The 24253-nt window shown below is 68.4% G+C and carries 23 protein-coding genes; 9 read left to right on the plus strand and 14 right to left on the minus strand.

Going from position 1 to position 24253, the window contains the following annotated elements; all coding sequences use genetic code 11:
• Window positions 1-11 precede the first annotated feature (11 nt).
• The 3 genes from F0U60_RS43445 to F0U60_RS43455 all read right to left on the minus strand — a co-directional run bounded on the left by F0U60_RS43445 (window position 12) and on the right by F0U60_RS43455 (window position 4391).
• On the minus strand, window positions 12-974 hold the full coding sequence (locus F0U60_RS43445) for a glycoside hydrolase family 43 protein (protein ID WP_395809029.1): 963 nt from the start codon (window positions 972-974) through the stop codon (window positions 12-14).
• 83 nt (window positions 975-1057) lie between these two features.
• Window positions 1058-2542, minus strand: coding sequence for an aminotransferase class V-fold PLP-dependent enzyme (locus tag F0U60_RS43450; RefSeq protein ID WP_395809031.1), 1485 nt, complete (start codon window positions 2540-2542; stop codon window positions 1058-1060).
• A 463-nt stretch (window positions 2543-3005) separates the two neighbouring features.
• Entirely contained in the window at window positions 3006-4391 is a 1386-nt protein-coding gene (locus F0U60_RS43455; protein ID WP_395809033.1) for a M20/M25/M40 family metallo-hydrolase, read from the minus strand.
• 144 nt (window positions 4392-4535) lie between these two features.
• Here F0U60_RS43455 and F0U60_RS43460 point away from each other — a divergent pair, with 144 nt between their 5' ends.
• Entirely contained in the window at window positions 4536-4907 is a 372-nt protein-coding gene (locus tag F0U60_RS43460; protein ID WP_395809035.1) for a response regulator transcription factor, read from the plus strand.
• A 19-nt stretch (window positions 4908-4926) separates the two neighbouring features.
• The gene (locus F0U60_RS43465) at window positions 4927-5811 is read left to right on the plus strand and encodes a TIGR02266 family protein (protein WP_395809037.1); all 885 of its coding nucleotides are present in this window, start codon (window positions 4927-4929) and stop codon (window positions 5809-5811) included.
• Here F0U60_RS43465 and F0U60_RS43470 read toward each other — a convergent pair.
• A complete protein-coding gene (locus tag F0U60_RS43470; protein WP_395809039.1) occupies window positions 5795-5923 on the minus strand; it encodes a hypothetical protein in 129 nt (42 codons plus the stop codon). The two genes, F0U60_RS43465 and F0U60_RS43470, sit on opposite strands and share 17 nt — an antisense overlap.
• Before the next feature lie 75 nt (window positions 5924-5998).
• Between F0U60_RS43470 and F0U60_RS43475 the strand changes: the two genes are divergently transcribed.
• Window positions 5999-7615 (plus strand): ATP-binding protein, encoded by a 1617-nt coding sequence (locus F0U60_RS43475; RefSeq protein ID WP_395809041.1) that lies wholly within the window; start codon window positions 5999-6001, stop codon window positions 7613-7615.
• Here the strand turns inward: F0U60_RS43475 and F0U60_RS43480 are convergent.
• Window positions 7603-8763, minus strand: coding sequence for a class I SAM-dependent RNA methyltransferase (locus F0U60_RS43480; protein WP_395809043.1), 1161 nt, complete (start codon window positions 8761-8763; stop codon window positions 7603-7605). The two genes, F0U60_RS43475 and F0U60_RS43480, sit on opposite strands and share 13 nt — an antisense overlap.
• A 70-nt stretch (window positions 8764-8833) precedes the next feature.
• Here F0U60_RS43480 and F0U60_RS43485 point away from each other — a divergent pair, with 70 nt between their 5' ends.
• A complete protein-coding gene (locus tag F0U60_RS43485) occupies window positions 8834-9718 on the plus strand; it encodes an oxidoreductase (protein ID WP_395809045.1) in 885 nt (294 codons plus the stop codon).
• Here the strand turns inward: F0U60_RS43485 and F0U60_RS43490 are convergent.
• Both F0U60_RS43490 and F0U60_RS43495 read right to left on the minus strand, forming a co-directional pair.
• A complete protein-coding gene (locus F0U60_RS43490; protein ID WP_395809047.1) occupies window positions 9696-10508 on the minus strand; it encodes a class I SAM-dependent methyltransferase in 813 nt (270 codons plus the stop codon). The two genes, F0U60_RS43485 and F0U60_RS43490, sit on opposite strands and share 23 nt — an antisense overlap.
• A gap of 38 nt (window positions 10509-10546) precedes the next feature.
• Window positions 10547-11107, minus strand: coding sequence for a NifU family protein (locus F0U60_RS43495; RefSeq protein WP_395809049.1), 561 nt, complete (start codon window positions 11105-11107; stop codon window positions 10547-10549).
• Window positions 11108-11296: 189 nt separating this feature from the next.
• On the opposite strand from F0U60_RS43495, the gene F0U60_RS43500 reads away from it, so the two are divergent.
• The 5 genes from F0U60_RS43500 (at window position 11297) to clpA (ending at window position 16227) form a co-directional block, all read left to right on the plus strand.
• Complete coding sequence (locus F0U60_RS43500) at window positions 11297-11869, plus strand: DUF2378 family protein (RefSeq protein ID WP_395809051.1); 573 nt, start codon at window positions 11297-11299, stop codon at window positions 11867-11869.
• Between the two features lie 10 nt (window positions 11870-11879).
• Window positions 11880-12320: a hypothetical protein gene (locus F0U60_RS43505; protein WP_395809053.1), complete on the plus strand. Its 441-nt coding sequence runs from the start codon at window positions 11880-11882 to the stop codon at window positions 12318-12320.
• A gap of 66 nt (window positions 12321-12386) precedes the next feature.
• Window positions 12387-13565 carry a GNAT family N-acetyltransferase gene (locus F0U60_RS43510; protein ID WP_395809055.1) on the plus strand — a complete coding sequence of 393 codons (1179 nt, stop codon included), beginning with the start codon at window positions 12387-12389 and terminating at the stop codon, window positions 13563-13565.
• Between the two features lie 9 nt (window positions 13566-13574).
• On the plus strand, window positions 13575-13901 hold the full coding sequence (locus tag F0U60_RS43515; RefSeq protein WP_108066889.1) for an ATP-dependent Clp protease adaptor ClpS: 327 nt from the start codon (window positions 13575-13577) through the stop codon (window positions 13899-13901).
• 4 nt (window positions 13902-13905) lie between these two features.
• Window positions 13906-16227 carry an ATP-dependent Clp protease ATP-binding subunit ClpA gene (gene clpA / locus F0U60_RS43520; protein ID WP_395809057.1) on the plus strand — a complete coding sequence of 774 codons (2322 nt, stop codon included), beginning with the start codon at window positions 13906-13908 and terminating at the stop codon, window positions 16225-16227.
• A 90-nt stretch (window positions 16228-16317) separates the two neighbouring features.
• On the opposite strand, the gene F0U60_RS43525 is transcribed toward clpA, so the two are convergent.
• The 7 genes from F0U60_RS43525 to F0U60_RS43555 are packed head-to-tail and all read right to left on the minus strand — an operon-like array spanning window position 16318 to window position 24216.
• Window positions 16318-17916, minus strand: a complete 1599-nt coding sequence (locus tag F0U60_RS43525) for a methyl-accepting chemotaxis protein (RefSeq protein ID WP_395809059.1) — start codon at window positions 17914-17916, stop codon at window positions 16318-16320.
• A 58-nt stretch (window positions 17917-17974) separates the two neighbouring features.
• On the minus strand, window positions 17975-19045 hold the full coding sequence (locus F0U60_RS43530) for a chemotaxis protein CheB (RefSeq protein WP_203407635.1): 1071 nt from the start codon (window positions 19043-19045) through the stop codon (window positions 17975-17977).
• Complete coding sequence (locus F0U60_RS43535) at window positions 19042-21219, minus strand: response regulator (protein ID WP_395809062.1); 2178 nt, start codon at window positions 21217-21219, stop codon at window positions 19042-19044. Before F0U60_RS43535 ends, F0U60_RS43530 begins: the two co-directional genes overlap by 4 nt.
• Window positions 21209-21754 carry a chemotaxis protein CheW gene (locus F0U60_RS43540; protein WP_395809064.1) on the minus strand — a complete coding sequence of 182 codons (546 nt, stop codon included), beginning with the start codon at window positions 21752-21754 and terminating at the stop codon, window positions 21209-21211. Before F0U60_RS43540 ends, F0U60_RS43535 begins: the two co-directional genes overlap by 11 nt.
• Window positions 21751-22965, minus strand: coding sequence for a CheR family methyltransferase (locus tag F0U60_RS43545; protein ID WP_395809066.1), 1215 nt, complete (start codon window positions 22963-22965; stop codon window positions 21751-21753). Before F0U60_RS43545 ends, F0U60_RS43540 begins: the two co-directional genes overlap by 4 nt.
• Window positions 22962-23828: a response regulator gene (locus F0U60_RS43550; RefSeq protein ID WP_395809068.1), complete on the minus strand. Its 867-nt coding sequence runs from the start codon at window positions 23826-23828 to the stop codon at window positions 22962-22964. Before F0U60_RS43550 ends, F0U60_RS43545 begins: the two co-directional genes overlap by 4 nt.
• A 10-nt stretch (window positions 23829-23838) precedes the next feature.
• The gene (locus F0U60_RS43555; protein ID WP_203407640.1) at window positions 23839-24216 is read right to left on the minus strand and encodes a response regulator; all 378 of its coding nucleotides are present in this window, start codon (window positions 24214-24216) and stop codon (window positions 23839-23841) included.
• Window positions 24217-24253: the final 37 nt, after the last annotated feature.

Genomic DNA, 24253 nt, shown 5'->3' on the forward strand with positions numbered 1-24253 from the left:
ATCGGAACGGCCTACGCCGCGGAGTGCTGGGATGCTCGGGGAATTTGTGTCGGCGTGAAGGAGGGCCCGAGCACGCGGGGGCCGTCCTGGCCCCACATGAGGGGATCAATGCACATCCGGCGAGCCGTCCGCCCTGGGTCCCATGCGTGATAGACGATGACGTCCAGCCCATCGGGGCCGGAGACCACGCAGTTGTGCCCGGGGCCAATCACCTTGTCCGGCACGGTCCGCAGCAGCGGAGGGACGCCGTCCGGCTCGACCCAGGGCCCGAGCGGGTGATCGGCCACGGCGTAGGCAACACCGTACGTGGGCTCCAGCCAGTTTCCACCGGAGTAGAAGCAGTAGTAGCGGCCCTCGTATTTGCGGACGAACGGGCCTTCCAGCGTGTGCCAGTCGTAAACCTGCCCGTACATCTTCCGCTCGCGCAGGAAGACCTGCCAGTCGCCACTGGGCCGCAGGATGGTCCGGGACTGCCCGCGCAGCCGAGTCATGCCGTCCAGCACGTCGACGGCGAGCATGGTTCCAACTCGGTCTCCCTCGAGCACGTCTCGCGCGTGGAAGAGGTACCAGGTGCCGTCCTCGTCCCGGAAAGGGCTCGCGTCGATGGCGAAGCGCTCATCCGGAGTGAGGTTGACGCCCTGGTCGATGAAGGGGCCCGTGGGGTGGTCGGCGACCGCAACCCGCAGATGGTGGCCGGCGTCTCCATGCCCCACGGAGTAGTACATCCACCACCTTCCGTCCGCCTCGGCGACCTCCGGCGCCCAGTAGTCGCTTCCGGCCTCCTTGGGCAGCAGCTCGAGGGCGCCCCCTACGCTGCGCCAGGTGACGAGATCGAGAGAGGTGAGCACCTCGAAAGCGCGCCCATCAACCACCCGGCCGGTGCCGTAGGCGACATAGCCCTCCCCTACCCGCAGAACGAAGGGGTCCGCGAAGTAAGCGTCGTGCACCGGATTGCTGTAGCGGATGGACGTCATGGAATGACCTCAACGTGAGTGGCTTCGTCGATGCCGTGGAGAGGCAAGCGGGCGAGCCCCTGCCTCATGGCAAGGAGACTCCCTCACTCGAAACAGCGCCTGAGCAGCGTCTCGATCTCGCGACAGGCCGGGCTGGCATGCCGATCCAACACAGCGTCGTAGCCATCGCTTGCAATGCGGTGTGAATCGAGCTGGACCTCGCCAATGGCCGCGACAATGGCATCGACCTCGGCATCAGTGCTGGTCGGGTGCAGCGACACCCGGACCCAGCCCGGCTTCGTCGACAAGTCGTTGCGCTCAATCGCTTCGCAAATCTCTTGCGACCGGGGCCGATCGATGCCGAGCAACACGTGACCGTAGGTGCCCGCACACGAGCATCCGCTGCGGACCTGAACACCGTGCAGGTCACTCAGCAGTCGAGCGAACCGGTGGTGATGGATCCGTTCGGACCAGAACGACACCACGGGCGCGACACCGCCGTGCTCCGCGTCGAGGAATTGAAGGCCCTCCACCGCCGACAGTCCTTTGAGCAGCCGCGAGCGGAGTCGACCATTCCTCGCCGCCATGGGCGCCTCACCCATCTTCTCCTTCAGCCGCAAGGCCATTGCCAACCGAAGCGCCTGCATCACGCCGGGCGTGCCGGCGGATTCGCGGACCTCCACGTCGTCGACATAAGAGCGCCCGCCCCAAGGGTTGGTCCACTTGACCGAACCGCCGCCGGGCTCGTCTGGGATGCGACTCGCGATCAACTCCTTCTTCACGCACAGCACCCCGGGGCTTCCCGGCCCGCCGAGGAGCTTGTGACCCGAGAAGAACACGGCGTCGAACCCGCTCCCGAGGTCGGCCTGCACGCTCACCGAGGCGTGACTGGCATGGGCGGAGTGATCCACGAAGCAGAGGCAGCCATGCGCGTGAAGCACCTGGGCGATTCGCTCGACATCGAGCTTCCTGCCGCTCACGTTGGAACACGCGCTGAAGGCGCCCGCCCGCGGATGGCGATGGCGGGTGGCATGGAGGCTGTCTTCCAGCGCCGAGAGATCTGGATCGCCGTGGCGGTCCGGAGGAACGACCACCACCTCCGCGCCACACTCCAGCCAGGGCAACAGGTTCGAATGGTGTTCCAGGTGGCTGGTGAAGATCACCGGCCGCTCGTGCATGTCACCCGCGGGCCATTGCAGGAGCCTCACCAGCTTGTTGATGGCGGCGGTCATCCCCGAACCGCACAAGAGCAGCGCATAACGCTCGTCGGCGTGCAGTGCCGACCTGATCTGCCTGCGAGACTCCTCGTACAAGGCCTCGGAGACTTCTGCCACACAGCTGCTCTTGGAGTGGACGTTGCCGTAGAACGGTGCAGCCACTGAGAGCAGTGTCTGTTCAATCGGCTCGTAGAGGCGGCCCGTGGCCATCCAGTCCGCATAGAGGAGCGGACGCGTTCCCCAGGGACCTTCGTAGCGAAGGTCGATCCCAATGATCCCGGACCGAAAACTCTCGAAGTGACGTTCCCAGTCTCCAAGAATCATGAAGAGCTCCCCCGTGTCAGCCCATCGCGGCCCGATGCCGCGGGCCATCTCAATAGGGCCGCCCACCGCACGTCTCAATACAATCCAGACCCCTGCAAGCCGACGTGCCTGGCATTGGGGTCCTCACGTTGGACGAGGGGAGAAGCGGGTGTGAGGAGGATGAGTGTGAGCCCCTGCGCATGCAGGCCAGCCGAGCGTACCTCCCAGGCCCCCTGGATACACACCTTGGGAACACGGATCGCGAGAACACAGGAGCGCGAATGGCGAGCACGCAGGGAACGGCGTTGATCACGGGACCTCGGCAGGCATCGGCGCGGTGTACGCACGCTGGCTGGCCGAGCGAGGATACGACCTTGTCCTCGTCGCGCGGCGAGAGGACCGGCCCCGGCCTCGAGGCACCCGAAGAACCTGGCGGCTGCGGAGCTGCAGCTCTCCCAGGACGAGCTGTCCGCGCTCAACAAGCAGGTGGCGACCGGCTGATCCGATCGCCACGGGCCAGGTGGGGGAGCTGTTACTTCAGCTCCTTCGCCAGCTCCTCGTACAGGTGGATGGCGCTGCGCACCGCCTTCTCGTAGTCGCCCAGGTGCAGGCTCTCGTTCTCCGAGTGTGCATTCGTATACGGATCCTCCACGCCGATGAGCAGCGCCGGCACGCCGCCCAGCTCCTTGGCGAATGGCTCCACGAAGGGGATCGACGCACCGCATCCAATGGCCACGGGCTCCGTCCCGTAGCCCTTACGCAGTGCGCGAAACGCCGCCTGGAAGGCTGGATGCGAAATATCCGTGAACCACGGGCCCGCGGGCGGGTCTGCCTTGATGTGGAGCTCCAGCCCCCAGGGCACCACCTTCTTCAGGTGGTCCACCAGCCGCTTCTGTACGTCCTGCGCATCCATGTCCGGGACGACGCGAATGCCCACACGCGCCCAGGCCGTGTCGCAGATGATGTTGCGCGCGTCCTTGCGGCTGCTGGCCTGGATGGCGTTGATGGCCAGCGCGGGCTGCCGCCAGTTCATCTCCCACGGGTGACGACCGCCCAACAGGTGCGCCCCCGGCACCATCCCCACCTGCTTCTTGAAGTACTCCACGTCGCCCGGCAGCGATTGGATGCTCTTGCGCTCGGGCTCGGTGAGCGGGCGCACCTTCTCGTAGATGCCCTCGATGGCGATGCTCCCGTCCGGATTCGTCAGCGTCGCCAGCATCCGGCACAGCGCCATCACGGGGTCCGGCACCGGCCCGCCCCACATGCCCGAGTGCACCGCCTGTCTGAGCGCGCGCACCTCCACATCCACGGTGACGAGCCCGCGCAGCGCGGTGGTGATGGACGGCAGCCCCGTGTCGAAGTTCGTCGTGTCCGTCAGCACGATGGCGTCCGCCTTCAGCAGCGCCTTGTGCTTCTGGAGGAATGTCTCGAGGTGCTCACTCCCCACCTCTTCCTCGCCCTCGATGACGACCTTCACGTTCAGTGGAAGACCTCCGCCGCCCTTCAGCCAGGCATCCACCGCGGAGGTGTGCACCACAATGCCTGCCTTGTCGTCCGCCGAGCCGCGGCCATACAGGCGACCGTCTCGCACCTGCGGCTCGAAGGGCGGGCTCTTCCACGCCGACTCGTCTCCCGCGGGCTGTACGTCATGGTGCGCATACAGCAACAACGTGGGCTTGCCTGGCGCCTTGAGAATCTCGCCGTACACGTACGGATGTGCGCCCTCAATCTCCAGCAGCTGTACGTTTTCGAAACCCCGCGCCTTCAAGAGCTTCGCTGTGGCTTCCGCGCTCGCTCGCACGTGCGCGGGATCAAACCCATCGAATGAGACGCTGGGAATTCGCACCAGCTGCTTCAAATCTTCGAGGTAACTGTTCTTCTGCGAATCGAAGTGGGCCAGGGCTTTGTCTGTGGACATGCACCCCCACTTACTTCAAAAACAAGCAGCACCGTGCCGTGTGTATCGACTGTCCGTCCATCACCCTTCACCCTGCGTTCATCGATACAAGAACTTCCTGACTACACGGGCATTCGAGAGCCATCTGGTCTATCATTCGTGAGCATGTCTACTCCGACGCTTCTGCTGGTCGATGACGATCGCTTCGTGCGCACCCTCCTCAAGGATGCCATCCAAGAGAGTGGTCTCGAGGTGAGACTCCTCGAGGCCGCGGATGGGCAGGAAGGCCTGGAGGTCGCCACGCGCGAGCGTCCCGCGGTGATGTTGCTGGACCTCTTCATGCCCCGCCGCAGCGGGCTGGAGGTGTTGGCGGCGATGAAGGACTCCTCGCCGGATACGAGGGTGCTCATCATCAGCAGCATGGATGCCGAGCCGGTGGTCGAGCAGGCGATGTCCGCCGGGGCGGTGGGCTTCGTGGGTAAGCCCTTCCATCCGTTGGAGATCGCCATGGCCATCCGGCAGGCCCTGGCCCACTGATTCAACACGAGGTGAGCGCGTGTCGAACTACTGGATTGGAGATTCCATCGGTCGCGTGCTGGGGCCCCTGACGCTCCAGTCGCTGCGCGAGCTCATCGGCTCGGGGCGACTCAAGGCCGTGACCCGCGCGTCGCGCGACGGCTCCTCTTGGGAGCCCATTGAGCACTTCAACGAGGTGAAGGATCTGCTGAGCGCGGCCCGGCCCACCCCGAGCACCGAGCAGCAGCAAGCCGAGCAGCTTCGCCAACGGCTGAGCCAGATGCAGAACGTGCCAGCCCACCAGCTCTTCGGGGTGAAGGCGGACGCGCCGCTGGAGGAGCTGCGAGGAGCCTTCTTCCGGCTGGCCAAGCGCTTCTCGCCGGAGCACCAGGGACCGAACACCCACCCCGAGCTGCGCAAGGTGAACGCCGAGGTCTTCGAGCTGCTCGCGCGTCGCATGCGCGAGGCGGAGGCTCAGGGGAGCGCTCGTGCGGCGGCCGCGGCCCGGCCAGCGGCTCCCCAGGTGGGCCGTGGTGCCCAGCAGGCCCCGACCTACACCTACTCGGCCGAGGAGTTCGTCGGCCTGCAGATGATGCGCAACGAACGCCTCCAGGTGGAGGTCAAGGTGAGCGCACGCAACGTGGGCATCTTCACCGACCACCGCATCATCAACCTCCAGGCGGGAGGTCTCTTCCTCCCCACGGACAAGCCCCTGCAGTTGGGCACGCGCGTGGACTTGGTGCTGAGCTTCGAGGAGCGACAGATCAAGCTGCGCAGCTCCGTCATCTGGGAGTACACGTTGGATGATGGCAAGCAGCCGCGCGGCTATGGGCTGGGCCTGGCAGATCTGCGCCAGGAGGAGCGAGCCTTCATCGACGAGTTCCTCCGCAACAATCGCGTCGCGGCGCCTACATCATCCCGCTGAGGAATACCGCGGCCAGCAGGAGGTAGGTGGCCGCCACCAGCACCACCGCCTTCAATTCCACGCCGTCCTTCTTCACCACGCTTCCGAAGTACATGTGCAGTCCCCCGTTCATGCCCTACGCTTCTGACTACGAAGCACGGGGCGGGTGATTGCACTGCGCCTTTTCGGGTGATGGCAGGAGGAAGACGTGTTGGATTCGGCGGAGTACCAGCCGCTCGAGGGCCTCCCGGCCCCCGTCGTGGTGATCCGTAGCGATCAGATCATCTACACCAATCCGGCGATGCTGACGCTGCTGGGCATCGGTCTGGAGGAGGTGCGCGCCACCAAGCTGCAGGAGTTGCTGGCCCGCTTCACGCCCATGGATCGCTCGTGGGTGGAGCCCATGCACCAGGGCCGCGCGCAGGGAGAGTCGGACCCTGACCCCGTCTGGCTGCGCGTGCGTGTGGCAGGAGGCCAGGAGAGGGCCTACAGCGTGCGCCAGGGCAGCGGGCTGAGGAGTGAGGACAGGCTGCTGATGCTGCTCGACGTCGAGGGTGAGGCCAGCATGCGGCGGCTCACCGAGGCGCTCGTGGAGGCAGCCGGCGAGCTGGTGCGCTGCCGCGACGAGCAGGCCGTGCTGGAGATGGCTGTCGAGGCCATTCACCGACAGGGCTTCTTCGTCACGGTGATGCTGCTCGAAGGTGACTCGCTCATCCATGGACCGATGCGGCAGGATCCCGTGCAGGTGGCTGCCGGAGAGCGGCTCTACGGGCAGCCCATCCAGGAGATACGCTTCCCCCGCTCCAGCATGCCCCACCTGGAGGAGGTCCTCACCCGCCGCAAGGCGGCCTTCCACCAGGATCTCTTCAAGATGCTCGAGACCTTCCATGCCGCGGAGCTGCTGGCGCAGATGCGGCGCGCCTACCCGGCCGTGCGAGGCCTGGATGCTCCCATCTTCGTGGAGGGCGAGCCCTATGGAATCCTGGCCATCCACGGCGAGACGCTGACGCCGACGAGCGCGGCCACGCTGGAGCTGTTCGCGCGGCAGGTCGGAGGGGCCCTGGAGAACGTGCGCCACCACCGGCGCGCCGCCGCGCGGTTGGCCGAGCTCTCGCGGCTGCAGTCGGAGCTGGTGGCGCAGGAGCGGCTCACGGTGCTGGGCGAGGCCGCGGGCGTGGTGGCCCATGAGATACGCAACCCCCTGGGCGCCATCCTCAACGCGGCGGCGGTCCTCAAGCGCGACAAGCTGGGCCCCATTGGCGCGAGCGCGGTGGAGATGCTGGAGGAGGAGGCCACGCGGCTGGATGCGATCGTGAGGGATCTGCTGGACGTGGTGCGTCCGCTGGAGCCCCGGCCGCGTCCGCTGCACCCGGGCGAGCTGGCCCGACGCACGCTGGAGCTCTTCCGCGAGCGGCGCCAGCTCGGCAACGTGCGGGTGACCATGGACGAGGCGCCAGAGCTGCCCACGCTCCAGGCCGACGAGACCCTGTTGCAGCTCGCGCTGGAGAACCTGATGCGCAACGCAGTGCAGGCCTCGCCGCCCGGAGGAGAGGTGCGAGTGGCGGTGGCTCGCGTGCCGGAGGGCATCCGCCTCACCGTGGAAGACGAGGGCCCCGGCGTCTCTCCGGCGGATGCCCAGCGCATCTTCGAGCCCTTCTTCACCACGCGCACCACGGGCACCGGCCTGGGGCTCGCGGTGGTGCGCAGGGTGGTGGTCGCCCATGGCGGGACGGTATCGGTGGGCCAGCGGCCCGGAGGCGGCGCGCGCTTCGAGTTGCGCTTGCCGCTCCAAGTGGAGTCTCGGCCTCTGCCTCACGCCCCCTGAGGGGAAGGCAGCGAGCACAGCAGGAGGCGGCAGCGCAGGCCTCCATTGCGCACGGGAAGGCTGCGCCCCTCGGGCAACCCCAGGGCGCGGATGAGCCCCGTGTCCTCCGGGACGAGCACCGCGGCGCGCCAGCCCGAGAAGGCCCGCCGGAAGGTGGCACCCAGGGCGCGGTAGAGCCCTGGCAGGTCCTCCGCCTCGCCGACCCGCTTGCCGTAGGGTGGATTCACCACCACCAGCCCGGGCCCGAGCCCCGCGGGCGGCACCAACGTGCGCACGTCCTGGCGCTCCAGCGTGAGTGTCACCCCGGCCCGCCGCGCGTTGCGCCGCGCCGTCCCCAGCGAGCCCGCGTTGATGTCGTAGCCTCTCAACGCCGAGCGCGGCGCCGGTAGCGTCTCCGTCCCCGCTCGCGCCTGGCGTGCGCGCCAAGCCGTCGCGTCGAAGCCGGGGAAGCGCTCGAAGGCGAAGGTGCGCTGGAGCCCCGGCGCCCTCCGCTGGGACATCCACGCGCCCTCGATGAGGAAGGTGCCCGAGCCGCACATCGGGTCCACGAGCGGCTCCACCCCGTCATACCCGGCCAACACCAGGATGCCCGCGGCGAGTGTCTCGCGCAGGGGAGCCCGGCTCACCTCCTGCCGGTACCCGCGCCGATGCAACGGCTCGCCGCTGGTGTCCGCGCTCACCGTGCACGTGTCCCCCTCCACCCGCACCAACAAGGTGAGGCCCTCGAAGGACTCCTCGTCCAGCACGCCCGCGCGCTCCACGGAGGCCAACCTCCACGCCCGCGCCGCGGCAGCCATCACCGTGTCTGGCCCCTTGAAGCGCGCGCGGTGCAGGGCCACCGAGAGCCTCGGTGCCGTCCGTCCGTCCCACACCCGGCCCAGGGACAGCCCCGCCAGCCCCTTCTCGAGCGCCCCGACATCCGGCGCGGAGAAGCGCCCCAGCCGCAGGAGCACCCGGCTCGCGGTGCGCAGGCGCAGGTTGGCCTCCTGGTGGAGCCCCGGCGCGCCTGTGAGCTCCACCCCGCCCTCCACCTTCTGGGGCGAGAAGCCCAGGGCCTTGGCCTCGGCCTCCACGGCAGGCTCCAGTCCCGGCAGCGCCGAGACAAAGACGTGCTCCCTCTGTTGGACGTTCGTCACCTGAAGCGGCATTGTCCGCGACCGACGCCCGGCTGCAATGCTTTCCTCGAAGCAACGTCCACCGGGCTGGTAGGGAGGAACCATGAGCGCAGCCGTAACGACCGCCCGGAACCGCCCCCGGGAATTCGAGGTAACGGTGACCGATGTGCGCATGGAGACGCACGACACCGCCACCCTCTATTTGGACTTCGGCCAGGAGCGCCCCGAGTACCGCGCCGGCCAGTTCATCAACATCGACCCGCACCAGTTCCGCGTGCTCGGCCACTTCGCCACCTACCTCCAGGAGCAGAAGGGGCGAAAGGAGCCCGCGCGCTCGTACTCGCTCGCCTCCGCGCCGCACGAGCCCCTGGTCGCCATCACCGTGAAGGACGAGGAGTTCATTCCCGGCTTCACCCGCTACCCGCCCCTGCTCTCGCCCTACCTCGTCCACGGGCACCTCACCGGGACGAAGATGCGCGTGCTCGGCTTCATGGGGCCCTACGTGCTGCCGGAGGATGTGGAGGAGCGCACGGACCACATCGTCCACGTCATCGCCGGCTCCGGCGCGGTGCCCAACTTCTCCATCATCAAGGACGCTCTGCACCGCGGGCTCAAGCCACGCCACACCGTCATCGCCACCAACAAGACGTGGGGGGACATCCTCTACCGCGAGACCTTCGAGGCGCTCGAGCGCGCGCACCCGGACAAGCTGCGCGTGGTGCACAACCTCACGCGCGAGACAGACGAGTCCCGCTTCGGGCCCACCGTGCGCAAGGGCCGCATCAACGAGGCCTTGTTGGAGGAGCTCATCCCGGACCGGGCCACGTGCCTTATCTACGTGTGCGGCCCGGCGATCACCCCGTGGGACCGGCGCAAGGCGCTGGAGACGCGCACGCCGGCCACACCGCGCTTCATGGAGACGGTGCTCGGCCACCTCCACACCATGGGCATCGAGGACAAGCGCATCAAACGGGAGTCGTACGGGTAGTGGGCTCCACGCCCAGCACCCGCGCCAGCTTGGGCCGCACCCCGAAGGCGCCTAGCAGCGACTCCAGCTTCGCGCGTGCCTGCCGGTTCTCCCGGTGCACGCGCCGGCCGAGGATCAGCTCGTTCTTCAGCGAGTGCTCCCAGCCCGTCAGCTCCGTCACCGTCACCTGATAGCCGAAGGCCTCCAGCGTCAGCGCGCGGAGGACATTGGTGAGGTGGCTGCCGAACTCGCGCCGATGCCACGCGTGCTGGTAGAGCAGCGCCAGCGTTGGATCCACCGCCTGCTTGCTCTCCTTGAGCTGCGTGGCCACCTCCGCCTGGCAGCACGGCACCACCGCCACGTGGTCCGCGCCCTTCTGGATGGCCACCGCCAGCGCATCATCCGTCGCCGTGTCGCACGCGTGGAGCGCGGTGAGCAGGTGCACACGCTCGGGCCACTGCGCCGTCTCCAGGTGCGCCGTCTGGAACTCCATCCGCCCGAAGCCCAGCCGCCCGGCCCGCTCCTTCGCCCGCTGCGTCAGCTCCGGCCGGCCCTCGACGTTGAGCAGCGTGCCCGCCTCGGCGTCCTTGAGGAACAGCTCGTACAGGATGAAGCCCAGGTATGCGTTGCCACTGCCCGCGTCCACCACCACGGGCGAGGGATGGCGCGTCTGGATGTCCTCCATCGCCGGCCGCAACAGGCCCACCAGGTGGTTGACCTGCTTGAGCTTGCGCAGAGCGTCCGCGTTGAGGTGCCCCTCGCGCGTGAGCAGATGCAGCTCACGCAGGAGCTCCTTGGACTGGTCCGGCAAAAGCTCGCGCCGGACCTGCTGACCTTTGACCTGCCGCCTCAGACGGACACCACCTCGGAGACCTCGGGGATGAGCTCACGCAGACGTGACTCGATACCCATCTTCAAGGTCGCCGTGGACGAGGGGCAGCCCGAGCACGCGCCGCGCATGTGCAGGTAGACGATGCCCTCCTCGAAGCGGTCCAGGGTGATATCCCCACCGTCCTGCGCCACCGCCGGCCGGATCTCCGCGTCCAGAATCTCCTGGATGCGCGTCTCCACCGAGCCGCTCGCACCCGCCGCCGCGCGCGCCGCCGCGATGGCCTCCTCGTTCACCGACGGCAACCCCGCGCTCAGGTGCTCGTCCAGCGTGGCCATCACCGCGTCGTTCAGCTCGTCCCACTCGCCCTCGTCACCCTTGGTGACGGTGACGAAGTTGCTGCCCACCATCACCGCCGTCACGCCCTTGATGTCCATGAGCTTGACCGCCAGCGGCGACTTCTCCTCCGCGGCCTGCTTGCTCGTGACGTTCACCGCTCCGGACGATACGAGCCGCCGATCCACCACGTACTTCAGCGTGCTGGGGTTGGGCGTCCACTCGAGCTGGATGTTCACCGACATGTCGAAATTTCTCCCGTGCCCCCTTCCTCTAAGCCGCCGGGCCTCCCCTGGCAACCCTGAGCTTCCAGCGCGGAGCTCCCCAGGATTGCTTTACCTGACAATCAAAATTTTACCTGACTCCAGGAATAGGCTGAGCAGGCATGATAAGCTGAGAGCGCGGCTGGAGCCCCACCCGCCAGGGGATACCCCATGGAAAGTCCAAGCCTGCTGGTGAACAACCCCAGTCCGACGACAGCCCAACCGCGCATCCCGTCGAGCGTGTTTGAGGGGCTCTTCGTCCGGGGCCTGGAGCCGAACAGTGAGCTGGCGCGGGCCCTGATGGCGGAGGGGTACGATCCCAGGTGCCCCGAGGTCGACTACCCCGTGCAGGTGTGGAAGCGGTGTGTCGCCATTGCGAGGGATCAGATCTACGGCAAGCTGAGCGACGCGGACGCCTACCGCCTCCTCGGCCGCAAGCTGATCGAGGGCTTCGCGGACACGCTGGTGGGCCGGGTGGCAGCGGTGGCGCTGCCGATGATTGGCGCCGCGCGCGTGATGGAGCGGCTGCCGCGCTACCTGGCGATGATGGGACGACCGGATCTGACGGTGCACCTGGTGACCGTAGGCGAGCGGGCCCGACGCGTCAGCATCCCGGACACGCACAACCGCCCGGAGCTCATCGCCGGAGCCATCGAAGTGGGGCTGGAGCGAGCCCACGTGCAGCCCATCATCAGCGTGGAGGAGCGCTCGCACCTGGGCTTCCGCCTCCTCGTACGCTGGTAGGATAGCGGCCATGGCCTACCCTCCCCGGCTCTCCCACCTGGCCACGCGCTCGGTGGTGGTGGCGAAGCTGACGCCCACCTACGCGCGCGCCCACCACATCGACGAGAACGAGGCCGCGCAACGCCTCGCCACTGCCCTCCAGGGCCAGTTGCTGCCCTCCTTGTTGGAGGAGGCGTGGCGGGTCATGCGGGGCAAGTCCAAGCGGCTCGATGACGAGGGCCTCGTGGAGAAGGTGGCCACCACGTTGAGGGATCGCCCCATGCGCCCCGGCCGGGTGGCGGAGCTGACGCCCGGGTGGAGTGCCTTCCTGGTGCTGGCGGACCTGGAAGCCGGCACCGCGAGCGAGGCCGCGCGCCGTGTCATGGAGTCGCCCGAGGGCCGCCAACGCGCCCAGGACGGCCTGGCGGAGGTGGGTGGCTTCCTCGCCGCCGAGCTCACCCGGGGCCGCTAGGCCGCTCCGTTTCCAGCGAGCTAGCGGGCCGCGGGCCTGGCCGTTATAGGCTCCGGCCGCTCGACGATGTCCGACCCGCTGCCGCCCACCCTGCGCATCCATCGCGCCATTACCGAGGTTCCCCGAGGGGCCTGGGACGCGCTGCTCGACGACGCGGCCCGGCCCTTCCTGGAGTGGGCCTTCCTCGCGGCGCTGGAGGAGAGTGGCAGCGTGGGTCCTCATGTCGGCTGGCACCCGCGTCACCTCACCCTGTGGCGGGGCTCACGGCTGGTGGCAGCGGCCCCGGCCTATCTCAAAGACGACAGCCACGGCGAGTTCGTTGCCGATTGGTCCTGGGCCACCGCCGCCGAGCGTCAGGGGGTGCGCTACTACCCGAAGCTGTTGCTGACGGTGCCCTTCACCCCCGTGACCGGCCGCCGCATGCTGGTGGCTCCGGACGAGGACCGTCGGACCCGCGAGGAAGAGCTCGCCCGCGCGGCCCAGGAGTATGCCCGCGCCGAGGGCTTCTCCAGCGTCCATGTCCACTTCGCCACCGAGGCCGAGGCCTCTTCCTTAGAAGCCGCCGGCTACGCGGTGCGTCTGGGTGTCCAGTATCAATGGCGCAACGCGGGCTATGGCTCCTTCGAGGACTTCCTCGGCCGCTTCCACGCGCGGCGGCGCCACCAGATCCGCCGGGAGCTGCGCGCGCCGGCCGCCCAGGGCCTCACCCTGCGCACCCTCCGAGGTGAGGAGCTGGCCGGTGTGGCGCCGGACGCGCTTTATCGCCTCTATGCCTCCACGGTGGACAAGTATCCATGGGGCCGGCGCTTCCTCACCCCGGACTTCTTCACACGGATGCTGTCCACCTTCCGCTCGTCCTGCGAGGTGGTGGAGGCCCGCCAGGACGGCCGCCTGGTGGCTGGGGCCTTCAACCTGGTGGGGCACCGGGTGCTCTACGGCCGTTATTGGGGCTGTTTTGAGGAGCACCCCTTCCTGCACTTCAACGTGTGCCTCTATCACCCCGTGGCAGAGGCCATCGCCCGGGGACTGGAACGCTTCGAACCGGGGGCAGGCGGGGAGCACAAGCTCACCCGGGGCTTCGAGCCGAGCCTCACCTGGAGCGCACACTTGCTCTTCCACCCGGGGGTCGATCGAGCGGTACGCTCCTTCCTGGAGCACGAACGAGCGGCCGTGCTGGCTGGCCTGCCCCGGTGGCAAGCCGAAACAGGATTCAAGCGGGGGCCGTTGGTGCCCCCTACTCGTTAGAGGGAGACCATGTCCCGAGAGAAGTACGATCCGGATTCCAACGTTGTCACCGAGACGGTACCGCAGAAGAAGCTCAAGCGGCCCACCCTCTACAAGGTGCTCCTGCACAACGACAACTACACGACTCGGGAGTTCGTGGTGGCCGTCCTCAAGGAGGTCTTCCACAAATCCGAGACGGACGCCGTGCAGATCATGCTGCACGTTCATTACAACGGTATCGGCGTAGCTGGCGTTTATACGTTCGAGGTCGCCGAGACGAAGATCAGGACCGTGGAGGCGGCGGCGCGGGAGAATGGCTTCCCGCTGCGCCTCTCGATGGAACCAGAGGAAGGTTGAGACCGTGGCGGGACCGCTGATTGCCAAGGCATTGCAGGACAGCTTCCGGAACGCGCTCGAAGAGGCGAGCCGGATGCGGCACGAATACCTGACGCTCGAGCACCTGTTGCTCGCGCTCACCAAGGACGCCCGTACCCGGGAAGTGCTCAAGGGCTGCGGGGCCAACGTCAAGCGACTCCAGGAGCGCCTGGAGGGCTTCCTGGAGGAAACGGTCGAGCGGCTGCCCGAGGGGGTAGAGGCCGAACCGCAGCAGACTATCGGCGTGGAGCGCGTGCTTCACCGCGCGGCCATGCACGCCCTGTCCGCCGAGCAGAAGTACATCGACGGTGGGGACATCCTCGTGGCGCTCTTCCGCGAAGAGGAGAGCCATGCCCTCTACCTGCTGCAGCAGGAGGGGCTCACTCGGTTGGATCTCCTCAACTTCATCTCCCACGGCATCGCCAAGGACGAGTCGCCGTCCGAGGGCGGCCGGTCCGAGAGCGCCCCGCGCAGCGGTGGCGCGCCGGCTGGCGGCGAGGACGAGGAGGGAGAGGGAGGCCCGCGCAAGAGCCCCCTGGAGGCCTACACCACCAACCTCAACGAGGAAGCGAAGCTGGGTCGCATCGACCCGCTCATTGGGCGCCAGAAGGAGCTGGAGCGCACCATTCAGGTGCTCTGCCGGCGCCGGAAGAACAACCCGCTCTATGTGGGCGAGACGGGTGTGGGCAAGACGGCCATCGCCGAGGGCCTGGCGCTCCACATCCACGAGGGCAAGGTGCCCGAGGCGCTGAAGAACGCGGTCATCTTCTCGCTGGACATGGGCGCGCTGCTCGCGGGCACCAAGTTCCGCGGCCAGTTCGAGGAGCGCCTCAAGGGCGTGCTCAAGGCGCTGCAGGAGCACCCGGACGCCATCCTCTTCATCGACGAAATCCACACCATCGTCGGTGCGGGGGCCACCAGTGGCGGCTCCATGGATGCGTCCAACCTGCTCAAGCCCGCGCTGGCCAGCGGCCGGCTGCGCTGCATCGGCTCGACGACGTACCAGGAGTTCAAGGCGTCCTTCGAGCGGGACCGGGCGCTGTCGCGGCGCTTCCAGAAGATTGAAGTGGGCGAGCCGAGCGTGGAGGACACCGTCCTCATCCTCGAGGGGCTGAAGAGCCGCTACGAGGACCACCACGGGGTGAAGTACGCCACGGAGGCCCTGCGGGCGGCGGCGGAGCTGAGCGCCAAGCACATCAACGACCGCTTCCTGCCGGACAAGGCCATCGACGTCATCGACGAGACGGGCGCGGCCGAGCGGCTCAAGCCCGAGGGCCAGCGCACCGGCCAGGTGACGGTAGCGGACGTGGAGGCCGTCATCTCGAAGATGGCGCGGATTCCCGCCAAGAGCGTGTCCGCCAGCGAGGGCGTGCAGCTCAAGAACCTGGAGCCCGAGCTCAACAAGGTCATCTTCGGGCAGGAGTCGGCCATCAAGTCGGTGGTGGACGCCATCAAGCTGGCGCGCAGCGGTCTGCGCGCGCCGGAGAAGCCGATTGGCAGCTTCCTCTTCTCGGGCCCCACGGGCGTGGGCAAGACGGAGCTGGCCAAGCAGCTCGCCGCGGTGCTGGGCGTGGAGTTCCTGCGCTTCGACATGAGCGAGTACTCGGAGAAGCACACGGTGAGCCGGCTCATCGGCGCGCCTCCGGGCTACGTGGGCTTCGACCAGGGCGGCCTGCTCACCGACGCCATCCGCAAGCACCCCTACGCGGTGCTGGTCCTGGACGAGATTGAAAAGGCCCACCCGGACCTCTTCAACATCCTGCTCCAGGTGATGGACCACGCGACGTTGACGGACAACAACGGCCGCAAGGCGGACTTCCGCAACATCATCCTCATCCTCACCACCAACGCGGGTGCGAGGGAGATGAGCACCAAGTCCATCGGCTTCGGTGACAAGCAGGCGCCGGCGGACGCCATGCGCGCGAAGAAGGCGATTGAAAACACCTTCACTCCCGAGTTCCGCAACCGCCTGGACGGGTGGGTGCTCTTCTCCGGCCTGCCGCCCGAGGTCATCCTCAAGGTGGTGGACAAGGAAGTGGGCCTGCTCCAGAAGATGCTGGACGAGAAGCGCGTGAAGCTGGAGCTGACGCCGGCGGCGCGGGCGTGGCTGGCCGAGAACGGGTACGACCCGGCCTTCGGCGCACGGCCCATGGCGCGGCTGGTGGACAACACGCTCAAGAAGCCGCTGGCCGAGGCGCTGCTCTTCGGCGAGCTGGCGGGCGGAGGCATCGCTCGCTTCGACGTGGAGGGCGAGGGCCTGAAGCTCAAGGCCGTGCCCACCCCGGCGGAGCCCGCCCCCGCGGCGTAGCCACGGCGGACCCCGGAAACGACAAGGGCCAGGTGGAGGTTCCCCTCCCCTGGCCCTTCGTCTTTCCAACCGGTTTCCTACCGGCGGCGACTACTGCACCCGGTAGACCTTCACCGCGCTGCTGAGCTGATCCGCGATGATCTGCAGCGTGGTGGCGGCCTCACCGGTGGCGCCGATACGGGCGACCGTCTCGTCCATCATCTTGGACAGGTCGCTCACGGCGGTGGTGATCTGGTTGATGCCCACGTTCTGCTGACCCACGGCGGCGGCGATCTGCCGCACGGCGGCGGCGTTGTCCTGGATGATGACGGACAGCTCGCGCAGGTTCTTGCCGTAGGTGCGCACCTGCTCCAGGCCCGCCTCCATGCGCTGCGAGCCACGCTCGGTGATGCGCACGGCCATGGCCACCGAGTTGCCGATATCGTCCAGCAGCTCGCGCACGCGGTCCGTGGACTCGATGGACTGGTCGGCCAGGGCGCGGATTTCACGGGCCACCACGCCGAAGCCCTTGCCGTGCTCGCCCGAGCGCACGGCCTCGATGGCGGCGTTGAGCGCCAGCATGTTGGACTGGTCGGCCAGGTCCTTCACCGTCTGGGTGATGCTGCCGATCTGCTGGGTGCGCTCGCCGAGCTCGAGGATCTTCTGGGCAATCTCCTGCACCTGGGTGCGGATGTCGTTGAGGCCGGTGAGCGTCTGCTCCAGGGCAGCCTCGCCCGAGCGGCTGAGCTCGTCGGCGCGCTCGGCCACGGAGAGCACCGAGTCGGCCTTCTGGGCGGCCAGGAGACTCGTCTGACGGATCTCCTGGGCGGTGACCTGCGTCTCCTGGAGCGCGGAGGCCTGACGGGAGACCGTCTGCGACTGCTCGGCGGCGGAGCTGTTGAGCTGCTCGGTGGAGGCGTTGAGGGCCTCGGCGGCCTGCTGGAGGTTCTGCGTCACCGTGCGCAGGCGCTGCACCATCTGCCCGAAGTACTCGGCGAGCTGGCCCACCTCGCCCGCGGCCGACACCTGGATGGGGCGGGTGAGGTCACCTGACTCCACGATGTGGGCGGCCGCCTCGGTGAGTTCGGCCAGAGGGCCCGCGATGGAGCGGCTCAGCATGTACACGCCCGCGACACCCACGGCGACGATGAGCAGGCCCAGCACCATCATGGTGAGCAGCAGCCGCTGAACCTGGGCGCCGACGTTCTCGTGCTTCATGCCCACGTGCAGCACGCCACGCATCCCGCCGGCCAGGGGAACGGCGATGTCGGCGACGTTCACCTTCTTGTCGTCGATCGTCGTCTCCACCTCCTGTTGCACCTTCACGCGCTGGTTGCCGGAGAGGTCGCCGGGCTGCAGGCTGTTGGCGCTGAGAAGAGGCGCGGGGACCTCGCCCGTGAAGGTGTGGGCGAGCACCTGGTTGTCGCTGTTCACCACGTAGAGGTAGCCCACGCCGTCGAGGCCCTTGAACGTTTCCATCAAGGGCTGGAGCGAGGTGGCACCGTCGGCAGAGGCCCGCTCGGCGGCCGCCGCGAAACCGATGGCGATGGACGTGCCCTCGCTCACGGTGCTGTCCATGAGGTTGGTGCGCAGCCGCTGGGCCGCAATCACCGTGAGCAGGATCGCGATGGCGACACTGACGGTCGCGGTGACAGTGACGAATTTGGGACCAATGCCCATCGATTGATTCGAGGTGGCGTTGGGGCTCATGGAAGCACCTCAGGGGAGAAGATCGAAACCGGCGAGACAGACCGGCGCGCAGACGGGCTCAAGCAACACCTTCCGGACCCGGAGGGCGGTTCGGCATGGGGCCGCGGCGGCAGCTCATGCGGATGATGTCGGGAATGGCGGACAGGGGAACCCCGCGGTCCGCCGCCTTCAGTTCGATGGCCACCCGAGGCATGCCAAAGACGACCGAGGAGGCCTCGTCCTGGGCGAAGGTGACGCCGCCGGCCTTGCGGATATCCAACAGGCCGCGAGCACCGTCCTCGCCCATGCCGGTGAGGACGCCACCGCCCGCGCGGCTCCCGTAGGTGCGCGCCAGGGAGGACAGCAGCAGGTCTCCCGAGGGGCACGGACCGCCGCGCGTGCGCGTCAGCCGCACCACCCCGTTGCCCTCGACCGTCAGGTCATGCCCGTCGAGCGGGAAGTACACCCTGCCGGGCTCCAGCTTCTCGCCCTCTCGGCCGATGACGACCTTCAGGGACGTCACCTGGGAGAGCCAGCGCACCATGCCGGGGGTGAAGCCCTCGGTGATGTGCTGGGCAATGACGATAGGCACCGGCAGGTCCGCCGGCAGACGCGAGAGCACATCGGACAGCGCGGGCGGACCTCCCGTGGAGGCCGCCAGGCCGAAGATGTCCACCCGAGCGCCAGTGACAGGCGGCGGCGGGGAGGCGATGCGCATGCGGCGGGAGATGACCGGCACCTCCGCCATCAGGCACACCGACTCGGCCAACTGCCGACCCCAGCGGCGCAGCTCCTCGCCACTGCTGACGGCAGGCTTGCCAATGAGCTCCAGCGCGCCCGCGCTCATCGCCTGGAAGCACACCTCCAGGTTGCGCTGGTCCGCCACGGCGCTCACCACGAGGATGCGCGCCGGAGCCTCGGCCATGATGGCCGCGATGGCCGCCGGTCCGTCCAGGTCCGGCATCAACAGGTCCATGGTGATGACGTCCGGACGCAGCAGCCGCGCCAGCGTCACCGCGCGGCTGCCGGTATTGGCTCGTCCTACCACCTCGATACGCGGATCATCCGTCAGCAGCGCGCTGACAGCGTCCGCCATGGTGGGCGAGTCATCCACCACCAGCACGCGGATGGGAGCCTTCCCGCTACTCATGCGCGAGCCCCCCTACGGCTCATCACGTCCAGCACCTCGGTCAGCAGACGGCCGGCAGCGCACTCACGCTTGCTGAGGTAGCCGTCCGCACCCGCCGACAGGCCGCGCGCCCGAGCGCCCGAGCTGTCGTTCGCGGACACGAGGATGCACGGAATGTCCTTGGTATCCGGCTGCGAGCGCACCTTCGCGATGAGCTCCGTACCGTTCATCTCCTCCATCTCGAGGTCGCAGATGATCACGTCGTAAACCTCCGTCTGCAACCGCTCCAGGGCACGGGCGCCACTGGCCGCCAGGTGCACGGTGAAGCCACCGGCCTCCAGCATGGCGCGGTGCAGGGCGCGCGCGGTGAGCGAGTCGTCCACCACGAGGGCCCGGCGGCTCTGGGGCATGGCCAGGGTCTGCGGAGCGGCCTCCGTCACCACCCAGCCAGGGCGGAGGATGAGCAACAGCTCGCCGCGGCTGAGGATGGCGGCGCCTTGGTAGGCGGGCACGTCGCGCACCTCTGCGGGCAGCGGGCGAATGACGAGGTCACGGTCACCCACCACCGCGTCCACCGCGAGCGCCAGGCGCTTGCCGCCGCTCTGTACGATGATGAGCGGCTGACCCTCGGAAGGAGGCGCCGCGGCGCGCAGGCCCAGGCGCGAGCCCAGGTCCGCCACCGGCACCAGCTGGCCGTTGTAGTCCAGCTGCGTCTTCAGGCGGCCGATGCGCAGGTTCTCCTTGGTGGCCAGCTGCGTGGACTCCACGGCCAGCATGGGCAGACCCACCGACGCGTCGACAGCCCGCACCGTGAGCACCGGGGAGCTGCCCAGCTCCATCGGCACGGTGAGGATGAAGCGCGTGCCGGAGCCCTTGGTGCTCATCACCTCGATGCGGCCCTGCATGGACTCCGCCGCGGCGCGCACCGCGTCCAGGCCCACGCCTCGACCCGAGGTGTCGGTGACGTCCGAGCGGGTGCTGAAGCCAGGGCGGAAGATGAGATCGCGAATCTGCGTCTCGTGCATCCGCGCGCCCTCTTCCGCGGTGATGAGCCCCTTGCGCTCGGCGGAGGCGCGCACCGCCATCACGTCGATGCCGCGCCCGTCGTCGCTCAGCTCGATGAAGAGGATGTTGCCCTGCTGCTCCACGCGCAGGGTGAGAGCACCCTCGTGGTGCTTGCCCGCGCGCTCGCGCTCGTCCGGCATCTCGATGCCGTGGTCCACCGCGTTGCGCAGCAGGTGCACCATGGCGCCCTTGAGCTTCTCCAGCAGCCGGCGGTCCAGCGACACCTCGGCGCCCACCACGGAGAGCCGGGCCTGCTTGCCCAACTGGCGCGACAGGTCGCGCACCATGCGCTGCAACGGCTCGAGGATGGTGCGCACCGGGCGCGTGGTGATGGACTTGAGGCCCTCCTCCAGGCTGTCGACGATGTCCGAGGCCTCGTGGCCGTCGGAGCGCACGCCAGCGGACACGGACGCCAGCATCGCGCGGGCGCGGGCCGAGGGCGCCAGCAGCTCGCGCGCCGTCAGCAGCTCCACGGCCTTGGAGATGTCGCGAAGGCGGTCCTCCAGGCGCATGCGGAACTCGCGCAGGCGCTCCACCTCGCGCAGCAGCGCCGTCACCTGGTGCGAGCCCACGCGCCAGCCGGCGTCCACCGCGTCGTCATCCGCCAGGGACGCGGCGGAGAGCTGCGGCGCGGCGGCCGGAGCCACGGCGGCGGCAGTCGCGCCCGACGCAGGCGCATGGGCCACGGCGGCGGCCGGCGCAGCGGCTCCGGCGGCCTCCTCCGGGGGCGGCGCGTCCGCCACGAGCTGGGCCAGGGCGGCCGTTGGATCCGGCAGCGCCTCTCCGCGACCCTCCGCGTGGGCCTGTGCACGCAGCAGGAACAAGTCCAGCCCGTGCAGCAGCATGTCCACGATGGAGCGCGGCATGGGCTTGATGTCCTTGCGCAACGGCGCGAGGGCATCTTCCAGCTTGTGCGCAATGGAGCTCAGGTCCTGCAACCCGAGGCTGGCCGCACTGCCCTTGAGGGTGTGCAGGTGGCGCGCCAGGCGGGTGTACACCTTGCCCAGCGCCTCGTTGTCGAGCCCTTCCCGCTCCAGTTCGAGCAGGTCCAGGGTGACCTTCTGACAGACTTCCTGCGCCTCGGACGAGAAACCCGCCACGAGGCTCTGCAGCATGGGGTCAACCGGCATTGCGAGCCCCGGCACCGCGCGCGAAGAGGCGCGGCAGATCAATGAGGTGGATGACTTGGCGGGTGGTGGACAGAAGAACCTCCGTCACCGGACCCTCGGCATGAGTGCGCGCCGCCTCCACCGCCGCGGAGGGCAGACTGAGCGGGCGGGGAATGGCCTCACAGTCCAGGGCGCACAGCTCCCCGTCACCGCGATCCACCACGAGCAATACGGCGGGGTCCTGCCGCCAGCCGTGGCCGCCCATCAGCGCGGCGAGGCTGAGCGCGGCGAGCACCTGGCCCTGGTAGCGCAGCACGCCGATGACGTGCGGCTCAGACAGGGGCACCGGCGTCACCAGACGCAGCGGCAGCGCCGCGCGCAGCGTGTCGAGCGGAATCGCGTACCGCTCTTCGCCCAGGGGGAACTCGGCCACCATGAGCACGGTCTCGTCGGCGGAGCCGTCGGCTCGTGCACGCAGGCGCGTCGCGCGCTCTTCCAGGAGCGTGCGGACCTCCTGATCCTGAACCTCCTCAGGGCCTCGGTGGGTGGATGTCATTCGATGGCTCCCAGAGTGAGGAAGGCGTCAGCTGACGCCCTGTAGAAGCGGGCCGGCAACGGCTCGGGCCCCTCGATGATCTGATCCGGCGGAAGCCGGGCGGCATTGTCGCGCACGGTGTGCATGAGAGCGAAGGCAGCCTCGCGCGCCCCTGCGCGCTCACGCAGCAGGGCGAGCTCCAGCATGCCGGGGAGATAGTCCCGGAACTGTTGCAACAACTTCTCCAGAATGGTGGACGCACCGGCCTCGTCGCCTCCCTCGATGCGATGGAGCGCCTCTGTGTGGAGGCTCACCGGCGAGGGCGGAGGAGGAGGCCGCGGCGTGAGCGCCGGAGCCGCGCGAGCGGACACCCTGACGGGCTCGGGCTCGCGCACGACAGGCTTGGGAGGCGGCGTCAGCTCCTTGGGCGTCGGGCGGCGGAAGGCCTGCAGCTCCGGAGGCCCCACGCGCACAAGCCCCGCGGGCGGATGATCCACCTCCACCGTCCCCAGCAGCAGGTGGCCGCCCGGCACGAGCGCGCGCGACAGGTGACCCAGCGCCGTCTGCACCGCGTCCGGGGAGAAATACGTCAGCACGTTGCGGCAGAAGATGACGTCGAAGCGGCCGAAGGAGTCCGGCAGCGGCTCCAGCAGGTTGGCCTGCGCGAAGCGCGTGACGGCGCGCACCGACTCGAGGATGCTCACCCTCCCGTCGGCGACCTCCAAATAGAGAGGATGGAGCAGCGGCCCGGCCTCGCGGCGGGACCAGTTGCCGTACACGCCCCGACGAGCGGCCTCCAGGCGCCCCTCGTGCAGGTCGGTGCCGATTACCTCCACGCGCACGCCTTGGGGAACCATCCCCAGCAAGCACGCCGCGATGGAATAAGTCTCCTCACCCGAGGCGCACCCGGCACTCCAGCCGCGCAGGACGGGGTTGCCCCGACGCAGCGCCGCGGGCACCGCCTCGGAGGCAAGGAATCGGAACTGCTCCGGGTGACGGAAGAAGTACGTCTCCCCCACCAGCACGGCATCCAGCAGGGCTCGCGCCAGCGGAGCACCGGGACGCTGTAGCTCCGCCAGCAGCTCCGAGGCGGAACGGCCCCGCGCCAGCTCCGCGCGCACGACGCGGTCCACCGCCGAGGGCGAGATGGCCGTGTCACGGAACCCCGTGCACGACGAGACGACCTCACGCGCCCGCGCGAGCACCTGCTGAGGCTCCACCCCCGAACTCATGCGCTGCGCTCCACCCCCGCCGGCCGCAGCACATGCACCGCCTCGCGCAGCAGCTCCTGGGTGGCGAAGGCCCTTGGATCGAAGATGGGCACCGAGCGATCACCCGCCCGCAGCATGCCCATGGGCGTGTCCCGGAGCTGACCGTGCTCGGCGCCACCCACACGGTCGCGCCGCTCAATGTCCGAGGATTGATACTCCTCCGGGTCCTGCACCGCGTCCACGCTCAGCGCCAGCTGCAGACCGTCAATCTCGAGGATGACGAGCTTGCGCTCCTCGACGGTCTCCTGGTGGGCCACTTCCAGCCGGCGCGCCAGGTCCAGCACGCACACCGGCTGGCCCCGCAGCTCGAAGAACTCGGAGATGTACCCCGGGCCCAACGGCAGCGGACGCGTCGCAGGTTGAAGGATGACCTGGCGCACGGCGTCCAGGGGGATGGCGAACTCCAACCCACCCACCGTGAGCCGCAGCAGGGCCATGGAGCCCTGCCTCGCTCGGCGCCGCGCGTTGGCCAGTGCGTTCTCCACCGCGCTCAACAGCTCGTCGGCCCGGAAGGGCTTGGCCAGGAAGAGCTCCGCGCCAAGTTCCAGGCACGCCTCCGCCCGGCTCACCTCCGAGGAGATGATGATGACCGGGATCGGAGACGTGATGGGGTCCGCCTTGAGCCGCTTGAGGACCTCGTCTCCATCCATCTCGGGCATGGAGAGGTCCAGCAGGATGGCCGCGGGCTGCACGCGGTTCACCTTCTCGAGCGCCTCCTTGCCATTGCTCGCGGTGTTCAGCGCGTAATGGCCAGAGAGAATCGCGCGCTCGAGCGCGAGGATGGCATCACTGTCATCGACGAGGAGCAGGGACGGAAGGCTCACGGCTCGGCTCTCAGTTCTGTGCCAGGAACTTGCGCACGGTCTCTGTCAGGTCGTGATGAGAGACCGGCTTGTTGATGAAGGCATTGGCACCGGCGTCGACGCCTCGCTGACGCAGGTCTCCGCCCCGCTCACCCGTAAGAAGGATGACCGGGACGTCGCGCACTTGAGCCAACGGGCTCGCGCGAACCTGCTTCACGAAGGTGATGCCGTCCATACCAGGCATGTTGATGTCGGCGATGACGAGCTTGACCGGCACAAGCCGGAGCAATTGCAACGCGCGCGTCGCATCCTCTGCCTCGACGAACCCCATCTTCAGGTTCATGAGGTAGATCTTGAGGATGTTACGTACGGTCGGGCTGTCATCCACGAGGAGGATGTTGGCGCTCAAACCCAGGCTCCTCCCGAGCTCGAAGGATTCGAGACCC

Origin of the sequence: Archangium minus, assembly GCF_044360475.1 — a bacterium.
Lineage (GTDB): Bacteria > Myxococcota > Myxococcia > Myxococcales > Myxococcaceae > Archangium > Archangium minus.

What these genes read in the sequence shown, in the direction of transcription:
- F0U60_RS43525 (WP_395809059.1), bottom strand. Translation starts at nt 17,916, where the DNA reads ATGAGCCCCAACGCCACCTCGAATCAATCGATGGGCATTGGTCCCAAA.
- F0U60_RS43545 (WP_395809066.1), bottom strand. Translation starts at nt 22,965, where the DNA reads ATGAGTTCGGGGGTGGAGCCTCAGCAGGTGCTCGCGCGGGCGCGTGAG.
- F0U60_RS43540 (WP_395809064.1), bottom strand. Translation starts at nt 21,754, where the DNA reads ATGACATCCACCCACCGAGGCCCTGAGGAGGTTCAGGATCAGGAGGTC.
- F0U60_RS43500 (WP_395809051.1), top strand. Translation starts at nt 11,297, where the DNA reads ATGGAAAGTCCAAGCCTGCTGGTGAACAACCCCAGTCCGACGACAGCC.
- F0U60_RS43505 (WP_395809053.1), top strand. Translation starts at nt 11,880, where the DNA reads ATGGCCTACCCTCCCCGGCTCTCCCACCTGGCCACGCGCTCGGTGGTG.
- F0U60_RS43495 (WP_395809049.1), bottom strand. Translation starts at nt 11,107, where the DNA reads ATGTCGGTGAACATCCAGCTCGAGTGGACGCCCAACCCCAGCACGCTG.
- F0U60_RS43530 (WP_203407635.1), bottom strand. Translation starts at nt 19,045, where the DNA reads ATGAGTAGCGGGAAGGCTCCCATCCGCGTGCTGGTGGTGGATGACTCG.
- F0U60_RS43480 (WP_395809043.1), bottom strand. Translation starts at nt 8,763, where the DNA reads ATGCCGCTTCAGGTGACGAACGTCCAACAGAGGGAGCACGTCTTTGTC.
- F0U60_RS43535 (WP_395809062.1), bottom strand. Translation starts at nt 21,219, where the DNA reads ATGCCGGTTGACCCCATGCTGCAGAGCCTCGTGGCGGGTTTCTCGTCC.
- F0U60_RS43470 (WP_395809039.1), bottom strand. Translation starts at nt 5,923, where the DNA reads ATGAACGGGGGACTGCACATGTACTTCGGAAGCGTGGTGAAGAAGGAC.
- F0U60_RS43460 (WP_395809035.1), top strand. Translation starts at nt 4,536, where the DNA reads ATGTCTACTCCGACGCTTCTGCTGGTCGATGACGATCGCTTCGTGCGC.
- F0U60_RS43455 (WP_395809033.1), bottom strand. Translation starts at nt 4,391, where the DNA reads ATGTCCACAGACAAAGCCCTGGCCCACTTCGATTCGCAGAAGAACAGT.
- F0U60_RS43510 (WP_395809055.1), top strand. Translation starts at nt 12,387, where the DNA reads ATGTCCGACCCGCTGCCGCCCACCCTGCGCATCCATCGCGCCATTACC.
- F0U60_RS43515 (WP_108066889.1), top strand. Translation starts at nt 13,575, where the DNA reads ATGTCCCGAGAGAAGTACGATCCGGATTCCAACGTTGTCACCGAGACG.
- F0U60_RS43445 (WP_395809029.1), bottom strand. Translation starts at nt 974, where the DNA reads ATGACGTCCATCCGCTACAGCAATCCGGTGCACGACGCTTACTTCGCG.
- F0U60_RS43450 (WP_395809031.1), bottom strand. Translation starts at nt 2,542, where the DNA reads ATGGCCCGCGGCATCGGGCCGCGATGGGCTGACACGGGGGAGCTCTTC.
- F0U60_RS43485 (WP_395809045.1), top strand. Translation starts at nt 8,834, where the DNA reads ATGAGCGCAGCCGTAACGACCGCCCGGAACCGCCCCCGGGAATTCGAG.